Genomic DNA, 23,220 nt, shown 5'->3' on the forward strand with positions numbered 1-23,220 from the left:
TTTGGCAAAACACGATCCATACGCTGCATTAAGATTTAGAGAATTCAATATTTTTTTGTTAGTACGCTTTGCACTAATTTTTGCTTGGTCTATGCAATTTGTGGTTATAGAATGGCAAGTATATTCTCTTACAAATAATGAATTAAGCCTAGGGATTATTGGTGCTTGTGAGTTTATTCCAGCCTTTTTTATGGCACCTTTTGCAGGGCATATTGTAGATAGAAAAGAAAAACGAAATCTTTTCGCATTGTTAATTGTATTGTTTTCCCTCATAAGTTTTGGATTGTTTTGGCTTACTACTGAAACTATTGAAAACTCTTGGGAAACATCACAAATAGTTTTAGGAATCTATTGTTTAGTATTTTTTGGAGGTTTATTGCGAGCGTTTTTTAGTCCAACAGTGTTTTCTTTAGTGGCACTTTTGGTTCCTAAATCTATCTACCCAAACGCCGCTACATGGAGCAGTAGTACTTGGAAAGGGGCTGCGGTCACCGGGGCTTTAATCGGAGGGTTTTTAATAGCCGGTATAGGAGTAAACTATACATTAGGAATCATTTTTTTACTAGTTATGGTTGCTTTACTTATAGTTTTTTTCATCAAAAGAAAGCCAATACTCAACAAAAAAATTGGTGAGTCAGTAAAAGAGAGCCTCAAAAGCGGTTTGCAATTTGTATTTAATGATAAAGTAATTCTCGGTGCTTTGACCTTAGATATGATTTCAGTTTTATTTGGAGGGGCAGTTGCTATTTTTGCTGTATTTGCAAAAGATATTTTAGATGCTGGACCAAAAGGGTTTGGGATATTAAACGCCGCATTGTCTTCAGGAAGTATAATTACAATGCTAGCAACAACCTATATCCCAATTACAAAAAATACTGGAAAAAAACTACTTGTTTCAGTCTTTGGGTTTGGCATTTGTATGATAATTTTTGGAGCATCAAAATTAATGTGGTTAAGTGTAATTGCGCTATTTATGGCTGGTGTTTTTGATGGTATCTCTATGGTTGTCCGTCAAACCATTCTGCAGCTTAAAACGCCTGATGAAATGAGAGGTAGAGTAGGTGCTGTAAACTCAATGTTTGTAGGCTCATCAAATGAGTTGGGAGCTTTAGAAAGTGGAATTGCCGCAAGGATTTTTGGAGCGCCTTTAGCTGTTATGCTTGGTGGTACAGTTACCCTAATTGTTGTGACCGTAATGAATTTCAGAAATAGGCCACTTCGAGAGTTAGACTTAACTAATGATATTGAAGCTCATGAAAAAGTAGAATAAAATATTAATTCCTTATTTCATTAACTCTATCAATTAACTCATTTAAAGCATCACTATCATCTTGACTAAGTGGCAATTGATTTACGTTTAATAGATTTGTATTTTCAAATGGGTCAGTGCTAAGATTAAACAAACGCTCATTGCCGTTATCGAAATACATATATTTATGAGTGGAATTTCTAACGGTATAATCTTGCGCGCCAATTGGCCCTCTTTCTGCATAAATATACTCTCGCCTATTTGCGTTAGTTGAAGAGAGTAAATCTTTAAAGCTTTTACTGTCATTTATTTCAGGTGTTGAGTTCCCTGCTAATTCAGAAATAGTAGCAAATAAGTCCGTTGAGTTGATTAATGCATTTTCAACTGCATTTACTCGTGTAACATCTTTGCCAGATATAATCATTGGGACATTAATACCGCCATTAAAAATAGAGCCTTTTGCTCTTGAGCTTAAATAGTCCTGAGCGGTTTCACCTGGTGTACCATTATCACCAATAAAAATTATAACTGTATTTTCTCTTTCCGTATGACTCATAGAACTAAGTAGATTCCCTATCTCTGTATCCATAGCTTCAAGCATAGCCATATAGTAAGGCAATGGATTAGCATCAATGCTAGCTTGGTCAGTAGGTAAGCTTCCTAGACTGTGTAAATTACTTGGAGGTAAATGAAAAGGTGTGTGAGGTGCATTATATGCAAGCCATAAAAACCAAGGCTGTGTTTGTTGATCAACCCAATTTATAGCTAAGTCTGTAAATTTTGTTGTTGTATATTCTGAAGAGGTAGTTGTTTGTTGATTTTCGGTTAAATTCCAACTAGTATAAGACTGCACACCACCACTTAATAAACCTGCATAATATCCTATACCCATATTTGTTGGATGGCTAGCATCATTATTTGCCAAATGCCATTTACCAACAACTGCATGGCTGTAGCCAGTATTCGTATTATCTAAATGCGATTGTAAAGAGACCTCAGAGAGTGGCATTACATCTCCAACTTCAGTAACACCAGTTCTAAATCCATACTTACCCGTTATAATACTACCTCGTGTTGGTGTACATGTTGGATTTGACCAGAAATTATTAAATCGTATTCCAGTATTCATCATTGCTTGCAGATTGGGCATATTTGGTTTTACACTTCCTATGTTGTAGTTAGGCGTTGCGTCTAAACCCATATCATCAGCGATGATTAAAAGGATATTTGGTTTTTCGGTTTGAGGAGATGGATTTGTGATATCAGAATCATCTGAATTTTGGCAAGTAGTTGAGAGTATAAATATTAAAGTGGTAATAGTAATTGAGCGAAATTTCATAAATACATTTTTAATTAAGACCTTAAAAGACCATTTAGGTTTAATTATTAAAAGAAATCTTTAATATTTTTTCAACTCAAATGATTCTCCATCAAATTCGCCATAGGTAAAATATTGAATCCAATCGCCTAAGTTTATGTATTTTGATTTTTCATTTAGTGGAATTTCAAGAGGTAAATGTCTATGGCCGAAGACAAAATAATCACGGTGCTTCTCTTCTAGTTTTTTACGACTATAAACGGCAAGCCATTCATTGTCTTCACCTAAAAATTTAGCATCGTCATCACCTGAAATCAGTTTGTTTTTCACTGAGAAATATTGAGCAATGCGCATACCAATATCTGGATGCCCCCAACGAAATAGCCATTTAAAAAACGGACTTAAAAAGATTTTTTTCATGCGTTTATAGCCTTTGTCCCCAGGACCAAGACCATCACCATGACCAATAAAAAAATCTTTATTGCCCAGTTTAAATTCTTGAGGTTTATGATAAACAGGAATGCCTAATTCTTCTTCAAAGTAACCGTTCATCCATAAGTCATGATTACCCACGAAATAATGAATAGGAATGCCAGAATCTGAAATCTCAGCAAGTTTGCCCAAGGTTCTTGTAAACCCTTTAGGAACTACGGTTTTGTATTCAAACCAAAAATCGAATAAATCACCTAAAAGAAAAATGGCAGCAGCATCTCCCTTAACTTCATCTAACCAAGCTACAAATTTTTGTTCTCGAGGACGAGAAGCTTCCATAGTTGGCGCACCTAAATGATTGTCTGAAGCAAAATAGATTTTCTTGCCTTTTGGAATTTCTATGTGATGACTATTACTCATTATCTGAAGCAAACCATTCTGCAAAAGATGTGGCTGTTTCTTGAAGTTTTAATGAATGCAGTTGAATATTTGAGGGTAAATGTTTTTTGATTTTTTCGGCAAAGTCAATTACCATCATTTCACTTGTTGGCTGATAATCTACCAAAAGCACATTATGGCCTCTGTTTTTTAACTCTTTAGCTAACTCAACATGAGGTGTATTTTTATTAAACACAGTGGCATGGTCAAAAACATCAACAATTTCAGCTTTTACTATTTTTTTGAGGTCACCAAAATCGATAACCATTCCAAACTTTACATTTGATGTATCTGAAATAGGGACACCGATAACAGTAACATCTAATCTATAGCTATGCCCATGTACGTTTTTACATTTGCCGTCATAACCGTAAAGCGCATGACCAGTTTCAAAAGAAAATTGTTTGGTGATTCTAATTTTACTCATTATCTACGACCTTTTCTTTTGTTTACAAAATATACAATAACAAGCACTAACCCTAGTAAAAGGAACAAGCCATTTCCACTAAAAAAACTTAAGATATCCATATTTATAATTTAATGTCGATATATAGTCAAATTTAAGGGTTTTGAGCAAGCGGTCTAAATGTTTTCCTGAATTTTATGATTAATGGTATACCTCTAGCAATTACCCACAAGGTAAAGGCTATAAAAATACCATAAAGTTTAAGCCCAATACTGTCTGTATAATATATAACAGGAATAAAAACTAATAATGTTGAAAAAAGCAGTAGATTTCTTAAGTATTTCATCTTTCCTAAACCCTTAAAAACACCATCGAATATAAATGCTAATGCGCATAAGGGTTGCATTAGAAGCACAATCCAAAACACATCATAAAAAGCAGTTAACACCTCAGAATCACTGGAAAAAATACGACCTATAGGATAATAAAATACAGCTCCAATAGACGCCATAATTAAACCAACTACAATACCATATTTTATTAATTTATCACTTAAACTTATAAGATTTTTGTAATCTTTTGCTCCTAATAATTTCCCGGATAAAATATTACCCGCACTTGCATATCCATCAATTAAAAAGGCACCCAAAAACCAAAGATTTATAGCAATAGTATATGCTGCGATATAAGTAGGACCATAAGATGTAGCAAAACTAGTCCCATAGTATAAAGCAACGTTTAAGGCAATGGTTCTTATAAATAGATTAAGAATCATTAATGCAAATCGTTTTATTTCTGCATTAAAAGGGAAACGAATTAATAATGGGATGTCAGTCTTTTTCAAAATGTAGAATGCAGACAAACCCGCCATGAGCATTTGCGCAATGACACTTGCATAAGCGGCACCTTTAATATGCATTGCAGGAATGATGTCTGCTATGCCATAGACTAAAATAAAATCGAATATAATATTTGCCACCGTTCCAGAAATGGCAATAAGCATTGGATAATATGTGTTTTGAAGCCCTCTAAAAGTCCCGAAAACAGCAATTGTAAATAATGTGAATGGAAACCCCCAAACACGTATTTGATAATAATCTACACTAAAGTCAAGAATAGTATCTGACGCATTATAGAGCTTGAAAATTTGTGACGCGAAAGGATAAGTACAAGCAATAATAATTAAGCTCAAGGATGTTATAATAAATATCGCTTGAGCTGGTAAATTTTTAACTACATCAACATTTCCAGCACCTAAATATTGCGACACTATTGAGGAAATTGCACTTCTCGTTTGTCCTAAAACCCAAATAAGCATCGATAAAAATGTAGAAACAATACCAACAGCAGCTAAAGATTCAGTAGCGTTCAAAGACATATTGCCAATAATCGCAGCATCAGTTAATGAAAGGATAGGTTCAGAGACACCAGAGATTAATGCTGGAATGGCTAGTTTATTAATATGTTTTAAAGAGATAATTTGACTCACAAGACCTTTTCGTAACAGTAAAATGGATATTCACTTTGCTTAGGAAAATAAATATTGCCCAAGCGTTTATAATCACGAAGTTCGTAAAACTTTTGATTTCTCTTGTTCTGAGAGAAGGTGTCTAATCTTATAGACGTATAGTTATTATCTATAGCGTAACGCTCCGCATAATCCATAAGGCTTTGTGCATAACCTTTGCTCTGATGGTCAGGATGAACACCTAATCTATGAATATATATATTATTTTCATTTTGAGTTAACCACTTTATAGGTATATATTCTTTGTCCATATAAGTTGAAACAACTAAGGTTCCTGCAATTTTTTTATCTATTTCTAAAACATAAAGTTCCTCTCGTTTTACATCATTTACAAAAGCGTCCTTATTAGGATAATGTTCATTCCATTGATAAATGCCATTGGAAATCATATGTTTAGCACATGCTTTAGTCATCTCCATAATGACTTCTATATCCATTAAAGTTCCTTTCCGAATCATTAATAATGTTTACTTTTGTGGTTAAATTCTATAGTAATGAAAAATATTCTAGTTCCTGTTGGGTCTTCAAAAAACGCAAAATGTCATTTACAATATGCTGTTGATTTTGCAAAAGCTTTTGGAGCCAAGGTATATGTTGTTCAAATATATAATGTTTATACCAAAGCTGGTACTATGATTAAGATAGATCATATATTAGAACGTGAGAGCCAAGCTTTTTTAGATGAACATGTGGCATCAATAGATAAAAAGGGCGTTGAGGTCATTACTCGCGTTTTTAAAGGGAAGTTGGTTGATACTATTGAATCAGCTTGTAAAGCCTTAGAAATTGACCTAATTGTTTTAGAGCCTCGAACAAACTCTATTAAAGAAGAAGTGTATTTAGGAAAAACATCAGGTAAAATTGTTAAACAAACAGAAATACCAGCCTTAATTGTTCCTGAATGTTATGAATACAAGCCTATTGTAAAAATGTTAATGGCTACTAAATCTGCAGCTGTTAAAAAAGAAGATGCTTTAAAGCCATTAATAGCTATAAAGAATCAGTATAAGGCGATTGTTAATTTGCTATTGGTAAAAACACCTAATTATAACAAAGGCGATTTAGAGGTTAGCAAAGAATTGGCGGCTATTATAACAAACACGACTAAAGCAAATGCTCAGACCACGTTTCAAGCGGTGTTAGAACATTACCAAGACCATAATCCAGATTTATTATGTGTTGTAAGGCGCAAAAGAGGATTCTTCCAAAAGTTATGGGAAGACAATACTATTCTTAAAAAAGATTTTCATAGCACTACAATTCCTGTACTCGTTTTAAGTGGTTTAAAGTAATTTTACGGGGATGTAGCTCAGTTGGCTAGAGCGCTTGACTGGCAGCGTAGAGGTCATCGGTTCGACTCCGATATGCTCCACCCTGAATAACAAGGCTTTACAGAGATGTAAGGTCTTTTTATTTTTATGGTGGTGTAGTTTGGTGGTGCGTTTTGAGTTAAAAATATATACGAACGACCGCATTAGTAGTTAAGCCAAGAGAAAATCGTGAGAACTTATTTACTCCATCAACTGCATTGACTCTATAATAATCGTTGATAACATTTTGCCTGTTGGATATATTCCATACGGATGCACCAATTTCCGACCGAAAAGTGTTACTTATTTTGAATTTGTATATAGCAGAAGCATCAACTCTCATATAGTCAATTAATCTTTGACTATTACCTTCATCGAAATTTACGTCATCATCATTTATTTCATTGCCAACTAATGGAATAGTTGTTGGATTACCAGTTCTATAGTTCAATCCTGCTGAAATATTCCAAGATTTATTACTAAACGTTGTACCTAAAGTAAAAGAATGTGTGATATCAAAGTTGCTTGGAAATTCAACATCTTCGAGTGCATCAAATGTATAAGTATTATCCATATAAGAATAACTTAACCAGCTATTGAAATCGCCAAACGTTTTTCGACATAGGAACTCAAATCCATAGACTTCATAGCTACCTTTTTCCTTTGCGAATTCGTATTTAGTTGTGAAGCTTTGACTTTGGGTAGTTATACCATTAATAGTTTTGTAATAACCTTTAGCATTCAAAAGCCAACCGCTATTCTTATACAAAATTCCGACTGAACCTTGCTTACTCTGTAAAACAGGAATACTATCGTTATCTGTTAGCTGCCATCGTCTTTTTTCAATTCCTAAAAAGTCATTTTGGAAATTGACGATTTGAGAAGTGCTTTGGTGTTTAAATTCTCCTTGTGCCTCAATTTCAAAATGTTCCCCTATTGATTTTCTAACACTTAATCTAGGTTCGATTATCAATTTTTCAAAGCGAGTTAAATAGTTTGCTCTTACACCACCTCTAATTGAAAAGTCATTATTAGGGTTTTTATACCAAGCTTGACCAAAGACTCCATGTTCTCTTAATATTTCTTCGTCACGCCTAACAAAACGAGGTAAGTCAATATCGTTTAGGTTAATGACTTCAGTTTCTGTGAATTGATAGCCAAGATTAAAACGCCATCTATTTTCTTCATATGTGTTATTCAATTGAATACTTGTTTCAGAAACAATGTTCTCTTGTAATTGAAGTTGATTGTTCAAGACATCTGCATTAAGAGCATCTAGTTTATATTCATTATCATAAATGTTAATGGTTGAGGTCAACTTCTCATTCCATTGTCTCTTATAGTGCAATCCAATTGCTAAAGTATTTTGAGAAATATTACTCCTTCTTGTTTGCGAGGACCCATTTACATCAGCAGTTTCATTAAAGCCCAAGTTGTTGTTAATTAAAATAAAGTTCAACCTTATGTGGTCTTTATCCGTTGGTTGATATAACCATCTTAAAGAAGCATCATAAAAATCAAACTCTTGGTTTGAATTGATGACATTAGCGACATTATTATCAGCTTCAGTTTCTTGAATTACTCTATCGAAATACACATCATAAGTAGGTGTCCTAACAAAATCATCTACTGATTTTCTGGATGCAATTTGAAGTGATGACTTATTACCTATAGGTATGTTTGAAAATAGTTCTGCATTTAAAAAGTTTAGTCCAAAGACACCTTTAAATTTTGAATCAATTTGTTTGTCAGTTTGCATTTGAATCGTTCCCGAAACACCATCTGTTAATGATACATCTGAGCCATTATTAATAACACTTGCAGTTTGAGTCATTAGAGGGTTAAAACTTGATATTAGACCAAAAAAGTGCCCTGTCTGATACATTTTTATATCATCCCAAAGCATCAAATTCTGGTCATTAGAGCCTCCTCTAATATTAATGTTTGAAACTGTTTCATCAACACTTAAAATACTTGGTAGTGCTTGAACAGTCTGCAAAACATCAGATTCAATAAGACCAGGTAACAAGCTGAACTTTTTATAATCAATGGATGTAGTCCAGTCTTGCCTTTTGTCAATTCCTCGAACCAGATATGTTTCAATGAGTACAGGAGCTATAACTTCTTGTTGCGCAAACATTACTATTGTTGAACAGGCTTCCAAGTTGAAATATTTTAATTGACGTTCTATGGTCTTAAATCCAATATGTCTAATGGTCAACACTTCATTCAAAGATTTCAATTCAATTTCAAAATAACCATTATCATCAGTCACAGCATAAGCAATCTTGCCCGTTACCGTAGCTGAAATGAGTGGATTTTGTGATTCAGAATCTCTAATATAACCGCATAACTGAATAGCTTTAGAAATAGTATATACCATATCACTAACCCTCTCAAAGATGAGGTTAGTTTGGTTTTCGAGATTCTTAATTTTAGCTGATAGTTTTAAATCTTTTGATACAGGCTCTACAATGATATCTTTTAGAAGACTGCTTTCATAATTAAAAGTGATAGAGTGAGCTTGTGAAATTTCTTCAAGAACTTTAGAAATAGGCACACCCTGTTCAGAATTTTGTCCTAATGTTTGATATAGTGGAAAGGCACTTAATAATAGAAATATGTAAAATTTAGTTCTCCCCATTCTTAATAATGACCGTATTATTGTTATCGATTTTATAGGCCAAATTAAAGGGGATAGAGATTGATTTTAGGGCGTTCTCTAGATTGTTGTGTTCAAAAGCACCTGTGAACTGAATATTCAAATCAGATGAGTACTGAACTTTTATATTATATCGTTTTTCAAGTTCCTCGACTACATCTTTAAAGTAAACATTTTCAAAAACACTCATGTTTTTAAGCCAATAAGGTTCTGCAATAGCTATATTGGACTTAATACCTTTTCCTGAAGCCAAATTAAACTCTGTTCCAGCAGGTAGTTTAACTTGCTTATTATTGTATGCTACTTGTACTAAGCCTTCATAACAAGAGACTTTAAAAATACTATCTCTGGATAGAACATTAAACTCAGTACCAAGAACACTCACGATTCCAAATGGGGTATTAACATCAAATCGCCCACCTTTTTCTACATCAAAAAAAGCTTCTCCGTTTAAATCTAAAGCCCTGTTATCTTTCCATTTTGAACTATTATATTTTAACTCAGATAACTCGTTAAGATTTACTATTGAGTTGTCAGGTAAGGTAATTACTTCATTTTGAGCTAAATCTGTCTTAAAAGAGCTAATACGGTCTTTATTTATTAATGTAAAGAGAGCAAAGCCAACAATAAATATTGCGGCTAGGCTAGATGCAACTTTTATCCAATTGATAGAATTGTTGCTTTTGGAAACAAGTTTCTTATCTAACGAATCAAAGGAATCAACGGTGGCATTTACACTACCATTGAACCTCTGAGCTTCTTCAATAATCTCCTTATAGAGGTCAGCATCTTCCAACGCATTGAAATCCTGTAACTCTGCTTCAGTCAGGTCGTTATTCAGCCATTTTATTATTAATTGTTCTTTGTCCATAACATACTGTTATATTTTTAAAACAACTTAAAATATAATTGTCCCATAATTATTTTCGCTTTAGTTCTTCAAGGCCATCTTTAAGTTTGTTCAAAGCTGCGTAAATTCTATGTTCAGCCACCTTTTTAGTAATACCCAAAATTTCAGCTACTTCTTTATGAGTTTTACCATCTACCTTACTTAAGAGGAATGCAACTCGTTCTTCTTCTTTTAATTCTGATAATGCACACTCAAATCGTTTTAGAAACTCTTTTTTACGTAGTACAAATTCAGGGGATTCATTAGTATAATCTTTTGGCTTTACCTGTTGGTATTTTAAAACTACCTTCTGATGTTTTACCTCATTAAGCATCATGTTATTCGCTGTGGTATATAAATACGATTTGACAGCTTCTGGTTTTATTTTTGAACAGTTTTCCCAAAGTTTAATAAACGCTTCCTGTACCTTGTCGGAAGGATTTAAAAGTTCTCCATACTTATACAACAAGATATTGCTTAACGACTGTGCATACTTCTCATATAATTTTGAGAAACGAATTTTATCACATATATCTTGATGCAATGATTTTGGCAAGGAAAAGACGTTTTTTGATTTTACTAATGAAAGATAAATAAAAAAAAATCTATTTTTTCTTGGGACAATTTTTTTGTCGGTTGTTTTAAGAATAAAGAACCTAGATTACGGTAAATCAAAAAACGAAATTGATTAATTAAAACATTTATTATGAAAACTTTAAAACCAATCTTATTATTAGTTCTTGGTGTTGTACTTACATTGACATCCTGTAGAACTGAAGACGATTTAGCGATTGACCCACCAACTGAAGAAACAATCGAAGCAAATTCAACAGTAGCTAATTTAATGAGTAGAACTGCTTCTAATGATGGTTCTAGCGATAACATTATAGACAGTGCAAGTTGTTTAAGTGTTCAACTTCCAGTTACGGTTACAGTAAACGGGATTGAACTTATTATAAATGACGAAGATGGTTATGAGGATATAGAAGACATTATTGATTTATTTGATGACGATGTAGATTCCGTTATCATCACATATCCAATTACAGTAATCCTAACAGATTTTTCAACTGTTGTTGTGAATTCAGATTCCGAATTAGCAGCTCTAGCAGCCAATTGTGTTGGTGAAAACGAAGATGATGACGATATTGAATGTATTGACTTTCAGTACCCTATAACGGCATCTGTTTTTGATGAGAATAATGATTTAATAAACACTATTACCATCAACAATGACAATGACATGTATGATTTTATTGATGATTTAGATGAATTTGTAGCAGTAACAATCAACTTCCCTATTACCGTAATTTTTGCAGATGGTTCAACCCAAACCATCAACTCTATACAAGAACTTGAGAATGTCATTGAAACGGCAGATGACACTTGTGACGAAGATGATGATAACGATTTTGATGATGACGATTGCGATAACTGTACAACCAATGATTTGGATACAGTTTTTGCTGACTGCCCTGAATGGACGGTTGACAAATTAGAACGAAATGATAATGACCTTGAAGATACTTATGTAGGTTATGTATTTGAGTTTAATAATGATGGAACAATATTAGTCACTCAAGGGTCAAATACTTTCAATGGAACATGGGAAGCTTCAGGTTCTGGCAACAATATATCAGTGACTATAAATGTTACGGGGTTAACGGATTTCAATGATACGTGGAACTTGCATGAAATAGAACAAGAAGCAGGAGAAGTAAAAGTTGATTTAAGGTTAGATGATGATAGGTTGCGTTTTGAAAGCGATTGTTCAAGTGGAGGAAGCATTGATGATTCAGCTTTAGTAAACGCACTTACTAACGGAGATTGGTACGTAACTTACTTCTTTGATGATACAGATGAAACTGCTGACTTTGCAGATTACACTTTCATTTTTGCATCTGATAATACAGCAACAGCAACCGATATGTCTGGAACTACGAATGGTTCTTGGTCAACAACATCAGGAGATAATACTGAACTAGGGCTGAACTTAAACTTTGGTACAAGTATTCCGCTTGATGAAATAGCAGATGATTGGGATGTTCTTGAAGTAACAAACGATATTATTAGATTAAAAGATATTAGTGGTGGAGATGGCTCAGAAGACTTTTTGACCTTTGAGCGAACACCTTTTGACGGTGGCAATGGAAATGATGATTTAAATACAATTTTATCAGATGGATTATGGATTGTAGCGTCATACACTGAAGATACAAATGACCAAACCGCTAACTACACAGGTTATGAATTAGATTTTAATATGGATGGTACAGTTTCGGCTTCAAATGGTACAGATACTAATAATGGAACTTGGAATGTATTTAGTTCAGGTAATCAAATAGCTCTAAATTTTGGTACAGATATACCTTTCGATGAATTTAATGATGACGACTGGGATGTTATTTCAGTATCAGACACAGAAGTAACAATTCAAGATGTGAGTGGTGGAAATGGTGGAACTGACACATTAACCCTACAAAAAATATAATTTTAATCTATTTAAAACTATAATCATGAAAAAAAGATTTTATTTCGGTTTATTGATAATGCTAAGTTTTTCTCTGATGTCAACAACATGTTCAACAGATGATGATGACGGAAGCCCAAACGATAATAGTCAGCAAATTGCTCAAGCTGTAAGTACAGCTCAGTCTGGAACATGGAGAATTACAAATTTCAATGACTCTGGTCAAAATGAAACTTCAGATTTTAACGGCTATAACTTTAGCTTTAATTCTGACGGAACTTTAGTAGCGACTAACGGTTCAAATACCGTAAATGGTACTTGGTCTGTTACTGATGACAGCAGTAGCAGTAGCAGTAGTAGCGATGATATTGATTTCAATATTTTCTTTCCAGTCCCAGCCAGCAATAATTTTGAAGATTTAAATGATGATTGGGATATTGTCTCTATATCATCTACTAGAATAGAATTAATTGATATAAGTGGAGGAAATGGGGGCACTGATATGCTCACATTTGAGAAAAATTAAAGAAAAAGAAGAATTAGTTAGTCAAGTAATCGCTCCCTCTCTGCCCCAAAATATTTGATTAATAGCAGACCAACCATGATTATCATGGTTGGTTTTTTTAAATTAGATTGCAATTTAAATACACTGAGTATAAATTATCTTATTTAATGATTTATTCTTCAGATAAAACTCTAATTGCTTTTACACTTTAAATACTTCTTCAAGATTCTTAAAACTCTTAAATTCTAACATATACCCGTTAGGGTCTGTTACAAAAAAAGACAGGTGTTCACCTGACTTATTTTTTAAAAAAGTAGTTTGGGTAGTTAGTTCTAAATTCTCATTTGTTAGCTTAGAATACATTTTACCCCAAGAGTCGATGTCAAGAATTATTCCAAAATGAAAAGATGACAAGACCTTTCCTTCAAAAGCATACTTTGGATTAGTAAAATCAAATTTACCTACTTGTGTGAATGTAACTTGATGTCCAAACAAATTTATATCGACCCAATTATTTGCATATCTTCCTAAGTTTGCGCCAATGGTATCTACGTAAAACATTTTAGTTTCAACTACGTTGTTGCAGGGTAATGATAAGTGAAATAGATTATCCATTAGATTAAAATTTATTAGTTAAACTAGTTTTAATTTCATGATTCTGAATGTCAAAAAATCTTCATCATCTAAATCATTAATAAATTCTTTATAGGTTACTTCAAAAGTAGAACCAATATATTCTTCACTACGTAGATTAAATTCTTCTAAAACAGCAGTATTTACTTCTTCAAAAACAATTAGTTCATCAAATGAAAATCGAAAAGTAAAAAATCCATCAAGGTGCTTAACAAATATACCTTCTTCAGTTCTGATTTCTTCTGTACTATAGTAATTCATAAAATGTCAATTTTAATTTAATGTTTATTATTTAGTTTAATCCTCTTCAAAATCACCATCACTTAGTGAATCAAAGTCTACATTGTCGGAATCTTTTTTACTTTCTTTATCATATTCATCATCACCATCTTCAAATTCTTCCATGGCCTGTATTAATCGTTTCCCAACTTTTACAAGATATATAGTGCCTTCTGTTCTTATCTCAACAGCTTCTATATGTTCATTTTGAGCATTCCTAAATGCAATTATATCCTTATCTTCATATCCGTCTGGAAATTTCTCAACTAAAAGATTTAGTAACTCTTCATTTAGTTTTTGATAGTCAACAATTTTACGTATCATTAGTTTGGTTTTAGCTTGCATTTTTATGCAGGTTAAGTTGTTGTTTTAATATAAACCCTTGTTTTTTAGTGACATTAGAGATTGCATATTTAATGTTAAACCACTTTAAAAGGTTAAACTTATTTGGTTCGTTTATTTTGAATTTTTTGTTCGTTGTTTTGAGCCTATAATAACGAGTAGTTATTTTAACTTTTGCTTTCTTCTTTTTAAATGAGAAAATATATTCAAGGTCTTGTTTGCTTACCTTTACCCCAAGTTCCTCTTTAATTTCCCTAATCAACCCTTCTTTATGGGATTCATTAGATTTGACGATACCACCAGCGAAGGACAAGCGTTTTTCTCTGTCAATTCTTTTTAAGAGTAGTACTTTACCTTTTTCTATAATAACAACCTTTGCCTTTATAATTTCTTTTTTCATTTCTTTTATTACATGTCTAATAAATAAGCGAAAATTAAAGGTGCTACTATAGTAGCATCACTTTCAATGATAAACTTAGGTGTATCAATACCTAATTTTCCCCAAGTAATTTTTTCGTTAGGCACAGCTCCTGAATAAGAACCATAACTTGTTGTAGAATCACTAATTTGACAGAAGTAACTCCAAAAAGGTGTGTCGGTACGTTCCATATCTTGATATAACATTGGAACAACACAAATAGGGAAATCACCAGCTATTCCACCACCAATTTGAAAAAATCCAATCCCTTTACTTGAGTTATCGGTATACCAATCTGCTAAAAAGGTCATATACTCAATTCCAGATTTCATAATACTTGAATTGATTTCTCCTTTTAAAACGTAACTTGCAAAAATATTTCCCATTGTACTGTCCTCCCATCCAGGGCATACAATTGGCAAATTCTTTTCTGCTGCTGCATACATCCAAGAATCTTTTAGGTCGATTTCATAATATTCCTCCAAAACTCCTGATAGTAATAGCTTGTACATATACTCATGTGGAAGATATCGTTCTCCGTTTACATCTGCTTTTTTCCATATTTCAAAAATGTGTTTTTGTAATCTTCTAAATGCTTCTTCTTCTGGGATGCATGTATCTGTGACACGATTAAGTCCTTGTTCTAATAAATTCCATTCTTGCTTTGGGGTTAAATCTCTGTAATTAGGAACTCTTTTATAGTGTGAATGTGCTACTAAATTCATAATATCTTCTTCTAAATTTGCCCCTGTACAAGAAATAATTTGAACCTTATCTTGTCGTATCATTTCAGCAAATATTTTTCCTATTTCAGCAGTACTCATAGCTCCCGCTAAAGACACTAACATTTTTGCTCCACTCTGTAATTGAGACTCGTAAGCTTTTGCTGCATCTACCAAAGTAGCGGCATTAAAATGTAAGTAATACTCTTCTATAAAGTTTGAAATAGCTCCTTTAGTAGTTGTCATCTTCATCAAATTTTAAATAGTTTCCTAAACGGTTTGATTCTTCATAAGTATCATCATAATTTTCTTCTTCATCTTGATTCTGAAACTTGTAACTTAACATCTTGTAATACAATTTAGCTGCTAAGAAGTCTGATGATTTTTCATTTTCATTAGGACATAGTTCTACAATATCAAAACCAACCACATTTTTCTCTTTAAAAACTTCTTTTAAAAACTCTAAAGTTTCATACCAAAACAATCCTCCTGGTTCAGGTGTTCCCGTACTTGGTAATATAGAAGGGTCAAAAGCATCCAAATCAAAAGTGATAAATACATTCTTTGTTATTTGGTCTATTGCTGAATCCATCCATGTATCATCAGTAACTATCTCATGGGCAAAATAGGTTTTGTCAAAATCCATTACAGACTTTTCTTGTACATCCATAGAACGAATGCCAACTTGAATTAAGTTCGTGTTCTGACTTGCTTCATAAACTGCACAGGCATGATTGCAAGCACTTCCCTCATAGGATTTTCTTAAATCAGCATGCGCATCAATATGTAAAACAGTTAGGTTCTGAAACACCTCGTTAAAAGCTCTTATAGTTCCTATTGAAACTGAATGTTCTCCCCCAATAATGGTAACAAACTTATTCTTCTTTATATATTTTTTAGTCTCTTGGTGCACGACATCTACCATAGCTTCAGGCGTGGCATTTAAGGTAACTGGTTCGGTAAGGTAAATTCCATTTTTATAGACTTCTGAATCTGTTTCTATATCATAGAGTTCCATATTTTCTGAAGCTTCCAAAAAGGCTTTAGGACCTTTATCAGCACCTTTTTGCCATGTACTTGTACCATCATAAGGCACAGGTATTAAAACAATCTTTGATGTCTCTAATTTCGCATATTCATCTGGTATCCCAGCATAGGTTTTAGTTTTCATTTTATGAGTTAGCTAATTGTAATTCTGTTTTAGAATTTGATTGCGTTGTTGTTTTTAATTTTAAGTTTTTACCATAACCTAATATCTGCATCAGGTCTTCACTTTTTTGTTGTTCTCTGTATAGCTCTGTTATTATATTTCCTTTACTATCTTTATTAATTAAGATATGCTTTGGTGCTGGAATTAAACAATGTTGTAAGCCTCCATAACCTCCAATGGTCTCTTGGTACGCACCAGTATTAAAAAAGCCTATATAAAGTGGTTTATCTTTATGGTACTTCGGTAAGTAAATGGCATTGATATGCTGTTCACTATTATAATAGTCGTCACTATCACAAGTTAAACCTCCTAATAGCACTCTTTCGTAGTTATCATTCCACCTATTAATAGGCAACATCACAAAACGTTTATTAATTGCCCAAGTGTCTGGAAGCGTTGTAATAAAAGATGAGTTTATCATATTCCATTTCTCTCTATCATTTTGTTGTTTTTGATAGAGCACTTCATAAATTGCACCACCACTTTCACCTACAGTAAAGCTTCCAAATTCAGTGAAGATATTAGGCACTTCTACTTCTTCTTCATCGCAAGCGAGTTTAATTTGATTTACGATTTCATCAATCATGTACCGATAATCAAAATCAAAAGCCAGTGAATTTTTTATAGGAAAACCACCACCAATATTCAAACTATTTAATGATGGACAAATCTTTTTTAAACTTGTATATACTTTTAGACATTTTAGTAGTTCATTCCAATAATAAGCATTGTCTCTAATTCCAGTATTGATAAAGAAGTGCAACATCTTTAGCTCCACTTGAGGGTTTTCTTTTATCTGCTTATTGTAAAAAGGAACTATGTTTTTGTAGCCGATACCTAATCTCGAAGTATAAAACTCAAACTTTGGTTCTTCTTCTGAGGCAATGCGAATACCAATATTGAATTTCCCTTCTATTTCGCTGGATAGTAAATCTATTTCCTCATAATTGTCAATTATAGGAATGCAATTTCTGTGGCCATTATTAATAAGTCTGGCAATGTTAGAAATGTATTGTTCTCTTTTAAAGCCATTACAGATAATGAAAGTGTCTTGGTTTATTTTGCCTTCTGTTTTTAGGCTTTCAACAATATCAATATCAAAAGCTGAGGATGTTTCAATATGAATATCATTTTTTAAAGCTTCATCCAAAACATGCTTAAAATGTGAACTTTTAGTACAATAACAGTATTTATAGGCACCACTATAGTTGTGATTCTTAATAGCACTATTAAACCATTCTTTAGCTCTGATAATATTATTAGAAATCTGCGGTAAGTAGGTGAATTTTAAAGGTGTCCCATAAGTTTCTACTAATTCATTTAAGTCTAAACCGTGAAACAATAGATTATCTTCCTCTAATGTAAATTCAGATTGAGGAAAGTCAAATGTCTGATTGATTAAATCAACATACTTAGTATTCATCTTAGATTTTATAAAAGTTATTTGAAAAGAAGGCATGATAAAACACCTTCACGAAGTGAGGTCAAATAAGTTTTATCAAATCATAATCTGATATTGTGCTTTGGGGACAAAACACAAATTGTACTGCGCAGTAAAAATTTTAATTGTGGAAGTTAGCTCTAAATTTCGGGTACTTACACCATAAGCTGCTTTTGAATTTGACTTCCTAATTTTCAAAAGCCCGAACGTAAAAACAGTTTTCACTTTGTTCAGCTAAAAGCTCCTATGATAAAAGCTTTAGAAAACTAAAGTAAACACAAAAAATCAAATAAAAAATTAAAATAAATAAATTTCCGTCATTCAAAAATTTTCATAGTCAATCCTTTAGCCACGATTTCTGCATCTAGGTAATGTGTATTTAATACTTTCATGCCACCATGAGAACTTAATTCTATCATATCGTCACCAGCTGATTTATTTAAATATGATAGGTAAGTCTTTCTTAGGATTTTGAACTTTGCTGGCTTTAATTCTGGGAAAGCTTGCTTATAATAATGACTAAATCCTTTTGATAACGCTGCCATCATTGTAGTATACTTGATTTTTCTATTAGGTTCTAGAATAAATAAATCACTACCCTTTAAATCGTCAAGTCCAAGTTCATACAATAATGACTCTAGGTCAGGACCAATTGGAATAAATTTCTTTTTATACTTTTTACCTGTATATCTTTCTACCTTAAGATTATCGACCACTAGCATCAGGCAGTGATTTTTTTCACTATAACCAATATCGTTCCACGACAAGGTTACTAACTCTTCTCTTCGAAGTCCAGTATATAATGCAAGCTTTAACCCATCTTTTAAATAGGGTCTGTAATGATTCTTAATTTCTTTTCTTAGACCACCCAATTGCTGATATTGTGATTTAGTATTAATGGCATCTATCACACCTTCAAATTCTTCTTTTGTAATTGCTCTAGTATTATATTCGGGTGTTTCAATTGTGATTTTCTTAAATGGATTTTTCATTGATATACCGACATGATTTATCATGTGATTTATAAAGCAATTAACTGTTTTTAATTTTGAAGGTAATGTTGTTTCAGCGTATTTATCTCTAATATATTTAAACCAGAAACCAACGTGTATATCGTTGAGGTCTGCAATTTTCAAAGTTTCAACTTTTACCCTATTTTTTCTCAAAATATCAATAAGTTGTTGAATCGTGGCTTTAAGATTTTTAAAATAGTCCTCTGTTAGGTCTTGTTTAAGGTGCTCAGGAACTCCATCCCCTTTTTTAAACTTAATAAACATATTAGCTGCTTCAAGAATTGAAATTTCATTAACATCCACTTGGTCGAGTTTTTCCTTGTCTTTGAAAACACCATTTTTCACATCTTTTTTAAATTGTATAGCGTACTGAAGTGCTAAGTCAAAATCCTTAGTTTGATGCAGCTTCACTCTCCTACGCATACCATCAGTGACAATTGATTTATAATGATGGTATCCATCATGGTTGCAGATAGGGTTATCATAATTAAATTGTTTATGACACTTGGTGCAATATACCCTCAGACCATATCTATTTTTTAAAATTTTTAATTTCATTATTTGATATACTTATTGTCAATATGATTCCGATTTATTTTTGCTTTTTTAATATTAGGATATAGTTCTTGAATAGCTTTAACCATAGCTTTATCATCTGTTTTTGCATCATATATTTCGAACCAGTTATTCGGATAACATGTCCTCAGCTCTTTTACTATAATTTGTTGCTGTTTAAACTCAAATAGGAATTTATGTACTACGTCCTTATTCCCAATGTTAGATATTGGAATGTTATTATCTCTCAACCAATTTTTTGCAGACCGAGAATCTTTAAGCCCAAGAGATTCAGCAACTTCTTTTATTTGGAGGTATTCAATATGTAAAAATAATAATAGCATATGCTTAAGTTTACTTTATGTTTTGAGACCGCCGACTTTTTAATTATTCCTTTTTAAATGCTTTTAATAGAGAGTAACCTTCATTATTCTCTATCTCAAATATGGAGGGAATAATTTACCCACACCAGCGTTTTTTAATTTATTTATTCACGGTAAGCCCCGTCCTTATTGACTTTTCATGGTTTTATGATAGCGATTAACTCAATATCAAAAACACAAAAAGCCATAGACGCAAATTGCACCTTGGCTTTTGTTCATATTACAAAGCCCTCAAAAGAGAGCTATAACATATTGTTTATTGTGAAATACCCTTTTTCAGAAAATAAGAAAAGAGCAGTTTTATGGATTGTTCAGTGCAAATATACTCATAATAAACGATATAAACAAGGGAAAACGAATATTTTGTGTTAAAAAATTTGTATTTATAAAATATTATCCGTAAAGAATTAACAATATTCCTTTTAGAACTCTGCTTAACAGGTTGCCACATCTTAATATATGAGTTAGAATCTGTTGCCAAAATCACTTCACCCAATAGTATAGATTAGAATAGGCATGATTCAGCTCTTTTTGAGCAAATCGCTTCAGTTCTAAGGTTTATCCCTGTCTTTTTTGATTTGGCTGAATATTTATTGGTAAAGCCCCAATGAATATTAAAAATGAACCTATTGAAGTTCTTAGTCTCTTTGATGGGATTGCTTGTTTGAGACAAGCTTTAAAAGAACTAAACATAAATGTAAAAAAATATAATGCTAGTGAAATTTGTAAAAATGCAATCAAAGTTGCAACAACAAACCACCCCGACATCATTCAGATTGGCGACGTTAGAGATGTTAACTGTAAAGACTACAATAACATATCTCTCATGGCTTTTGGTTCACCTTGCCAATCGCTTTCAAGTCTTAAAAAAGAGAGGACAGGATTAGACTCTCAGGATTCGGGATTGTTTTATGAAGCTCTACGGATATTGAAAGAAGTAAAACCGAAATATTTTATAATGGAAAACGTGGCATCAATGCCAGAGAGAGACAAAAATATCATAACGGACCTTTTGGGTGTGGAACCCATTAGAATCAATAGTGCATTGGTAGGCCCAGCATTAAGAGATAGGTTATACTGGACCAACATCCCAGGGATTTCAAATCCTGAAGACAAAAATATCTTATTGGAAGATATAATAGAAGATGGTTATGCAGACCGAGATAAGGCACCAGCAATATTGACCAAAAATATACCGTATACCAAAAATGGGTTGAAGCGATATTTGACCAAATCCATTGGTCAGGTGGTGTTCCATTCTAAAGAATTTGCCAAGCTACCAAAAAAAGAAAAGCTTGAGCATATTGAATCAATGACAAATGATGAAGCTAAAGCTCTGTTTAGACCTTTTACCGTTAGTGAGCTTGAGCAATGCCAAACCTTACCGATTGGATATGTTGGCGATATACTGCGAAAAACCCCAAGCCAACACGCTATTGGAAACGCATTTAGCCTATCGGTTATAAAACATATTCTAGTTCATGCCAATTTTAATTGATTCATCACCTTGAAATATGGCATAAACCTAAAATCGTGTTTACCGTTCCTTATTGAAAGACACTAGCACGTTTATGCTATAGGGCTTTAAATATAAAACGTTAATATTCAAAAAAAATCAGCTTATGCGGTTCGACCTTTCTGCGTGTCACTTCCCTGTATTTCAATGGATTATTAGCTTACAAAAGTCCTAGACACGTATCCGCGCTTACATAGTATGATGACCAATGTCGTCTTTTTGGGCAAACAGATATATTTATAATTGGGGGCTATAAAAATCCCCATTTTAAACATCACGACAAATGTCCATAAAAAATATTTTTAGAATTTTTTGAAAAGGACTTGACTTTCTGGACAAATGGCGTATAGTTAATATAGATAACTGCAAGAACCCTTGTATTGGGTTTTTGTGCCTTATAGTAAAATAGAGAAACAGTGAAATTAAAAAATTGGTACACTACACAGGAACTAAGTGATATATGTAAAATATCAACTAGAACACTTGAAAGAAGAAGGGATAAACTATTGGAGGAAAATCCAGAACTTGATTGGTTCAAAATGAAGTCAAGGCCCTATAAATATAATTTCAAGATGATGGAGCAGTTCACAAGTCCAGAACTTTTTGATTTAATCCAGAGAAACAGAAGTCTATCCAACACCATCGAGTGTATGCACAGAAACGATACTTTAGAACAGCATTTATCGTTCCTGAACTGGGATTATTTCGTTACGGTCACCTATGAAGAACCAAAATCCAAAATGGAATGCGTTAGTTTTATGAACGAACTTTATTTCGAAACAGAATCCAAAAGCTCTGGTGACACACGTATGTTCTTCACTACCGAGACCTATTCCGTTAGCAAGGGCAATCACAATCATTTCGTGCTTAAATCTGATTTGAAGCTGTATCAGGTCAAAGAGCTTATAGAAGAGCTGGAACCAGTAGGTATTATTGATGTGCAACGTTATGATTATGAACTGGCGGCAATATTCTATATATGCAAAGAAATGGATAGAAATAACAGCGGTCTGTATTGGGGTCTTTTGGGCAACAATCTAGAAGGTGACGGCATCAATATTAAGCATATTAAAGATGGTGCCAATATTTGACAGTAACGGATTTACGGTAGCTTGGCTTAGTGGTGATGATATTTACGATAGGAAAGGCATTTTCTTAGGCTACATAGACAAACAAACAGTCTATGATACTACATCCAATTATTGTGGAACGCTCAGAAAGAGTTTTTTTAGGGATATCAAAGGTTATGTCGTGGCATTTCTAAAAGATGCCAAAAATGGTCCTGTTTTGCCAGTATTAAAGCCATTGCCGACCAAGCCCATAAGAAAATCTAAATCTATTATTAAACCAAAGTCTCCCATACCACCACCTAAATCTGTCAAATCCCAATGGTCAAAGCTAGGCTGGCATGATTTTATAAAATGTAGTTGAACGGGTATATTTAATATTACTGGTATAGGAACCATGAATTTAATATCCTTGTATAGAACCAAAAGACATC

24 protein-coding genes are annotated in these 23,220 nt (G+C 33.0%); 7 read left to right on the plus strand and 17 right to left on the minus strand.

Translation table 11 applies throughout. The annotated features are described in order from the left end of the window. Nucleotide 1 precedes the first annotated feature (1 nt). Nucleotides 2-1,270 carry an MFS transporter gene (locus Q0770_RS07945; RefSeq protein ID WP_299115770.1) on the plus strand — a complete coding sequence of 423 codons (1,269 nt, stop codon included), beginning with the start codon at nt 2-4 and terminating at the stop codon, nt 1,268-1,270. Nucleotides 1,271-1,274: 4 nt separating this feature from the next. Here the strand turns inward: Q0770_RS07945 and Q0770_RS07950 are convergent, their stop codons facing one another. The 5 genes from Q0770_RS07950 to Q0770_RS07970 all read right to left on the minus strand — a co-directional run bounded on the left by Q0770_RS07950 (nt 1,275) and on the right by Q0770_RS07970 (nt 5,829). Next, the gene (locus Q0770_RS07950) at nt 1,275-2,588 is read right to left on the minus strand and encodes a sulfatase-like hydrolase/transferase (RefSeq protein WP_299115772.1); all 1,314 of its coding nucleotides are present in this window, start codon (nt 2,586-2,588) and stop codon (nt 1,275-1,277) included. A gap of 60 nt (nt 2,589-2,648) precedes the next feature. After that, nucleotides 2,649-3,419: a UDP-2,3-diacylglucosamine diphosphatase gene (locus Q0770_RS07955; RefSeq protein WP_299115774.1), complete on the minus strand. Its 771-nt coding sequence runs from the start codon at nt 3,417-3,419 to the stop codon at nt 2,649-2,651. Beyond that, nucleotides 3,412-3,864, minus strand: coding sequence for a 6-carboxytetrahydropterin synthase (locus Q0770_RS07960; RefSeq protein WP_299115776.1), 453 nt, complete (start codon nt 3,862-3,864; stop codon nt 3,412-3,414). The genes Q0770_RS07955 and Q0770_RS07960 overlap by 8 nt, the downstream gene beginning before the upstream one ends. Nucleotides 3,865-3,997: 133 nt before the next feature. Next, nucleotides 3,998-5,332 carry an MATE family efflux transporter gene (locus Q0770_RS07965; protein ID WP_299115778.1) on the minus strand — a complete coding sequence of 445 codons (1,335 nt, stop codon included), beginning with the start codon at nt 5,330-5,332 and terminating at the stop codon, nt 3,998-4,000. Then, nucleotides 5,329-5,829 carry a GNAT family N-acetyltransferase gene (locus tag Q0770_RS07970; RefSeq protein ID WP_299115779.1) on the minus strand — a complete coding sequence of 167 codons (501 nt, stop codon included), beginning with the start codon at nt 5,827-5,829 and terminating at the stop codon, nt 5,329-5,331. Before Q0770_RS07970 ends, Q0770_RS07965 begins: the two co-directional genes overlap by 4 nt. 36 nt (nt 5,830-5,865) lie before the next feature. Between Q0770_RS07970 and Q0770_RS07975 the strand changes: the two genes are divergently transcribed. Beyond that, the gene (locus Q0770_RS07975; protein WP_299115781.1) at nt 5,866-6,663 is read left to right on the plus strand and encodes a universal stress protein; all 798 of its coding nucleotides are present in this window, start codon (nt 5,866-5,868) and stop codon (nt 6,661-6,663) included. A gap of 157 nt (nt 6,664-6,820) precedes the next feature. Here the strand turns inward: Q0770_RS07975 and Q0770_RS07980 are convergent, their stop codons facing one another. From Q0770_RS07980 to Q0770_RS07990, 3 genes are read right to left on the minus strand one after another with little or no spacing between them, the layout of a single operon-like run. Then, on the minus strand, nt 6,821-9,325 hold the full coding sequence (locus Q0770_RS07980; protein ID WP_299115783.1) for a TonB-dependent receptor: 2,505 nt from the start codon (nt 9,323-9,325) through the stop codon (nt 6,821-6,823). Beyond that, entirely contained in the window at nt 9,312-10,214 is a 903-nt protein-coding gene (locus tag Q0770_RS07985) for a FecR family protein (RefSeq protein ID WP_299115785.1), read from the minus strand. The genes Q0770_RS07980 and Q0770_RS07985 overlap by 14 nt, the downstream gene beginning before the upstream one ends. Nucleotides 10,215-10,263: 49 nt before the next feature. Further along, nucleotides 10,264-10,788, minus strand: a complete 525-nt coding sequence (locus Q0770_RS07990) for an RNA polymerase sigma factor (protein ID WP_299115787.1) — start codon at nt 10,786-10,788, stop codon at nt 10,264-10,266. Nucleotides 10,789-10,938: 150 nt separating this feature from the next. Here Q0770_RS07990 and Q0770_RS07995 point away from each other — a divergent pair, with 150 nt between their 5' ends. Then, complete coding sequence (locus Q0770_RS07995; RefSeq protein ID WP_299115789.1) at nt 10,939-12,723, plus strand: hypothetical protein; 1,785 nt, start codon at nt 10,939-10,941, stop codon at nt 12,721-12,723. A 25-nt stretch (nt 12,724-12,748) separates the two neighbouring features. Then, a complete protein-coding gene (locus Q0770_RS08000) occupies nt 12,749-13,228 on the plus strand; it encodes a hypothetical protein (RefSeq protein ID WP_299115791.1) in 480 nt (159 codons plus the stop codon). 180 nt (nt 13,229-13,408) lie between these two features. Here the strand turns inward: Q0770_RS08000 and Q0770_RS08005 are convergent, their stop codons facing one another. The 9 genes from Q0770_RS08005 to Q0770_RS08045 form a co-directional block, all read right to left on the minus strand. Continuing rightward, complete coding sequence (locus tag Q0770_RS08005) at nt 13,409-13,822, minus strand: VOC family protein (protein WP_299115793.1); 414 nt, start codon at nt 13,820-13,822, stop codon at nt 13,409-13,411. Nucleotides 13,823-13,840: 18 nt separating this feature from the next. After that, nucleotides 13,841-14,101, minus strand: a complete 261-nt coding sequence (locus Q0770_RS08010) for a hypothetical protein (protein ID WP_299115795.1) — start codon at nt 14,099-14,101, stop codon at nt 13,841-13,843. A gap of 36 nt (nt 14,102-14,137) precedes the next feature. Beyond that, nucleotides 14,138-14,443, minus strand: coding sequence for a hypothetical protein (locus tag Q0770_RS08015; RefSeq protein ID WP_299115797.1), 306 nt, complete (start codon nt 14,441-14,443; stop codon nt 14,138-14,140). Nucleotides 14,444-14,453: 10 nt separating this feature from the next. Beyond that, entirely contained in the window at nt 14,454-14,861 is a 408-nt protein-coding gene (locus tag Q0770_RS08020; RefSeq protein ID WP_299115799.1) for an NUDIX hydrolase, read from the minus strand. Nucleotides 14,862-14,869: 8 nt separating this feature from the next. Continuing rightward, nucleotides 14,870-15,847 (minus strand): deoxyhypusine synthase family protein, encoded by a 978-nt coding sequence (locus Q0770_RS08025; protein WP_299115801.1) that lies wholly within the window; start codon nt 15,845-15,847, stop codon nt 14,870-14,872. Next, nucleotides 15,834-16,772, minus strand: a complete 939-nt coding sequence (gene speB, locus Q0770_RS08030) for an agmatinase (RefSeq protein WP_299115803.1) — start codon at nt 16,770-16,772, stop codon at nt 15,834-15,836. The genes Q0770_RS08025 and speB overlap by 14 nt, the downstream gene beginning before the upstream one ends. Before the next feature lies 1 nt (nt 16,773). Continuing rightward, the gene (locus Q0770_RS08035; protein ID WP_299115805.1) at nt 16,774-18,234 is read right to left on the minus strand and encodes an arginine decarboxylase; all 1,461 of its coding nucleotides are present in this window, start codon (nt 18,232-18,234) and stop codon (nt 16,774-16,776) included. Between the two features lie 335 nt (nt 18,235-18,569). Beyond that, a complete protein-coding gene (locus tag Q0770_RS08040; protein WP_299115807.1) occupies nt 18,570-19,823 on the minus strand; it encodes a hypothetical protein in 1,254 nt (417 codons plus the stop codon). Beyond that, nucleotides 19,823-20,164, minus strand: coding sequence for a hypothetical protein (locus tag Q0770_RS08045; protein WP_299115809.1), 342 nt, complete (start codon nt 20,162-20,164; stop codon nt 19,823-19,825). The genes Q0770_RS08040 and Q0770_RS08045 overlap by 1 nt, the downstream gene beginning before the upstream one ends. 646 nt (nt 20,165-20,810) lie before the next feature. Here Q0770_RS08045 and Q0770_RS08050 point away from each other — a divergent pair. From Q0770_RS08050 to Q0770_RS14715, 3 genes are all read left to right on the plus strand, one after another. Further along, a complete protein-coding gene (locus Q0770_RS08050) occupies nt 20,811-21,701 on the plus strand; it encodes a DNA cytosine methyltransferase (RefSeq protein ID WP_299115810.1) in 891 nt (296 codons plus the stop codon). A gap of 434 nt (nt 21,702-22,135) precedes the next feature. Then, a complete protein-coding gene (locus Q0770_RS08055; protein WP_299115812.1) occupies nt 22,136-22,810 on the plus strand; it encodes a hypothetical protein in 675 nt (224 codons plus the stop codon). Continuing rightward, a complete protein-coding gene (locus tag Q0770_RS14715; protein WP_368667006.1) occupies nt 22,794-23,150 on the plus strand; it encodes a 4-fold beta flower protein in 357 nt (118 codons plus the stop codon). The genes Q0770_RS08055 and Q0770_RS14715 overlap by 17 nt, the downstream gene beginning before the upstream one ends. Nucleotides 23,151-23,220 lie beyond the last annotated feature (70 nt).

It is taken from the genome of uncultured Winogradskyella sp. (genome assembly GCF_947501905.1).
Taxonomy (GTDB): domain Bacteria; phylum Bacteroidota; class Bacteroidia; order Flavobacteriales; family Flavobacteriaceae; genus Winogradskyella.

Excerpts from the sequence above, each read along its gene's own strand:
- Q0770_RS07950 (WP_299115772.1), bottom strand. The coding sequence starts at position 2,588 with ATGAAATTTCGCTCAATTACTATTACCACTTTAATATTTATACTCTCA.
- Q0770_RS07955 (WP_299115774.1), bottom strand. The coding sequence starts at position 3,419 with ATGAGTAATAGTCATCACATAGAAATTCCAAAAGGCAAGAAAATCTAT.
- Q0770_RS07960 (WP_299115776.1), bottom strand. The coding sequence starts at position 3,864 with ATGAGTAAAATTAGAATCACCAAACAATTTTCTTTTGAAACTGGTCAT.
- Q0770_RS07970 (WP_299115779.1), bottom strand. The coding sequence starts at position 5,829 with ATGATTCGGAAAGGAACTTTAATGGATATAGAAGTCATTATGGAGATG.
- Q0770_RS07975 (WP_299115781.1), top strand. The coding sequence starts at position 5,866 with ATGAAAAATATTCTAGTTCCTGTTGGGTCTTCAAAAAACGCAAAATGT.
- Q0770_RS07980 (WP_299115783.1), bottom strand. The coding sequence starts at position 9,325 with ATGGGGAGAACTAAATTTTACATATTTCTATTATTAAGTGCCTTTCCA.
- Q0770_RS07985 (WP_299115785.1), bottom strand. The coding sequence starts at position 10,214 with ATGGACAAAGAACAATTAATAATAAAATGGCTGAATAACGACCTGACT.
- Q0770_RS07995 (WP_299115789.1), top strand. The coding sequence starts at position 10,939 with ATGAAAACTTTAAAACCAATCTTATTATTAGTTCTTGGTGTTGTACTT.
- Q0770_RS08000 (WP_299115791.1), top strand. The coding sequence starts at position 12,749 with ATGAAAAAAAGATTTTATTTCGGTTTATTGATAATGCTAAGTTTTTCT.
- Q0770_RS08005 (WP_299115793.1), bottom strand. The coding sequence starts at position 13,822 with ATGGATAATCTATTTCACTTATCATTACCCTGCAACAACGTAGTTGAA.
- Q0770_RS08010 (WP_299115795.1), bottom strand. The coding sequence starts at position 14,101 with ATGAATTACTATAGTACAGAAGAAATCAGAACTGAAGAAGGTATATTT.
- Q0770_RS08015 (WP_299115797.1), bottom strand. The coding sequence starts at position 14,443 with ATGATACGTAAAATTGTTGACTATCAAAAACTAAATGAAGAGTTACTA.
- Q0770_RS08020 (WP_299115799.1), bottom strand. The coding sequence starts at position 14,861 with ATGAAAAAAGAAATTATAAAGGCAAAGGTTGTTATTATAGAAAAAGGT.
- Q0770_RS08025 (WP_299115801.1), bottom strand. The coding sequence starts at position 15,847 with ATGACAACTACTAAAGGAGCTATTTCAAACTTTATAGAAGAGTATTAC.
- speB (WP_299115803.1), bottom strand. The coding sequence starts at position 16,772 with ATGAAAACTAAAACCTATGCTGGGATACCAGATGAATATGCGAAATTA.
- Q0770_RS08035 (WP_299115805.1), bottom strand. The coding sequence starts at position 18,234 with ATGAATACTAAGTATGTTGATTTAATCAATCAGACATTTGACTTTCCT.
- Q0770_RS08040 (WP_299115807.1), bottom strand. The coding sequence starts at position 19,823 with ATGAAATTAAAAATTTTAAAAAATAGATATGGTCTGAGGGTATATTGC.
- Q0770_RS08045 (WP_299115809.1), bottom strand. The coding sequence starts at position 20,164 with ATGCTATTATTATTTTTACATATTGAATACCTCCAAATAAAAGAAGTT.
- Q0770_RS08050 (WP_299115810.1), top strand. The coding sequence starts at position 20,811 with ATGAATATTAAAAATGAACCTATTGAAGTTCTTAGTCTCTTTGATGGG.
- Q0770_RS14715 (WP_368667006.1), top strand. The coding sequence starts at position 22,794 with ATGGTGCCAATATTTGACAGTAACGGATTTACGGTAGCTTGGCTTAGT.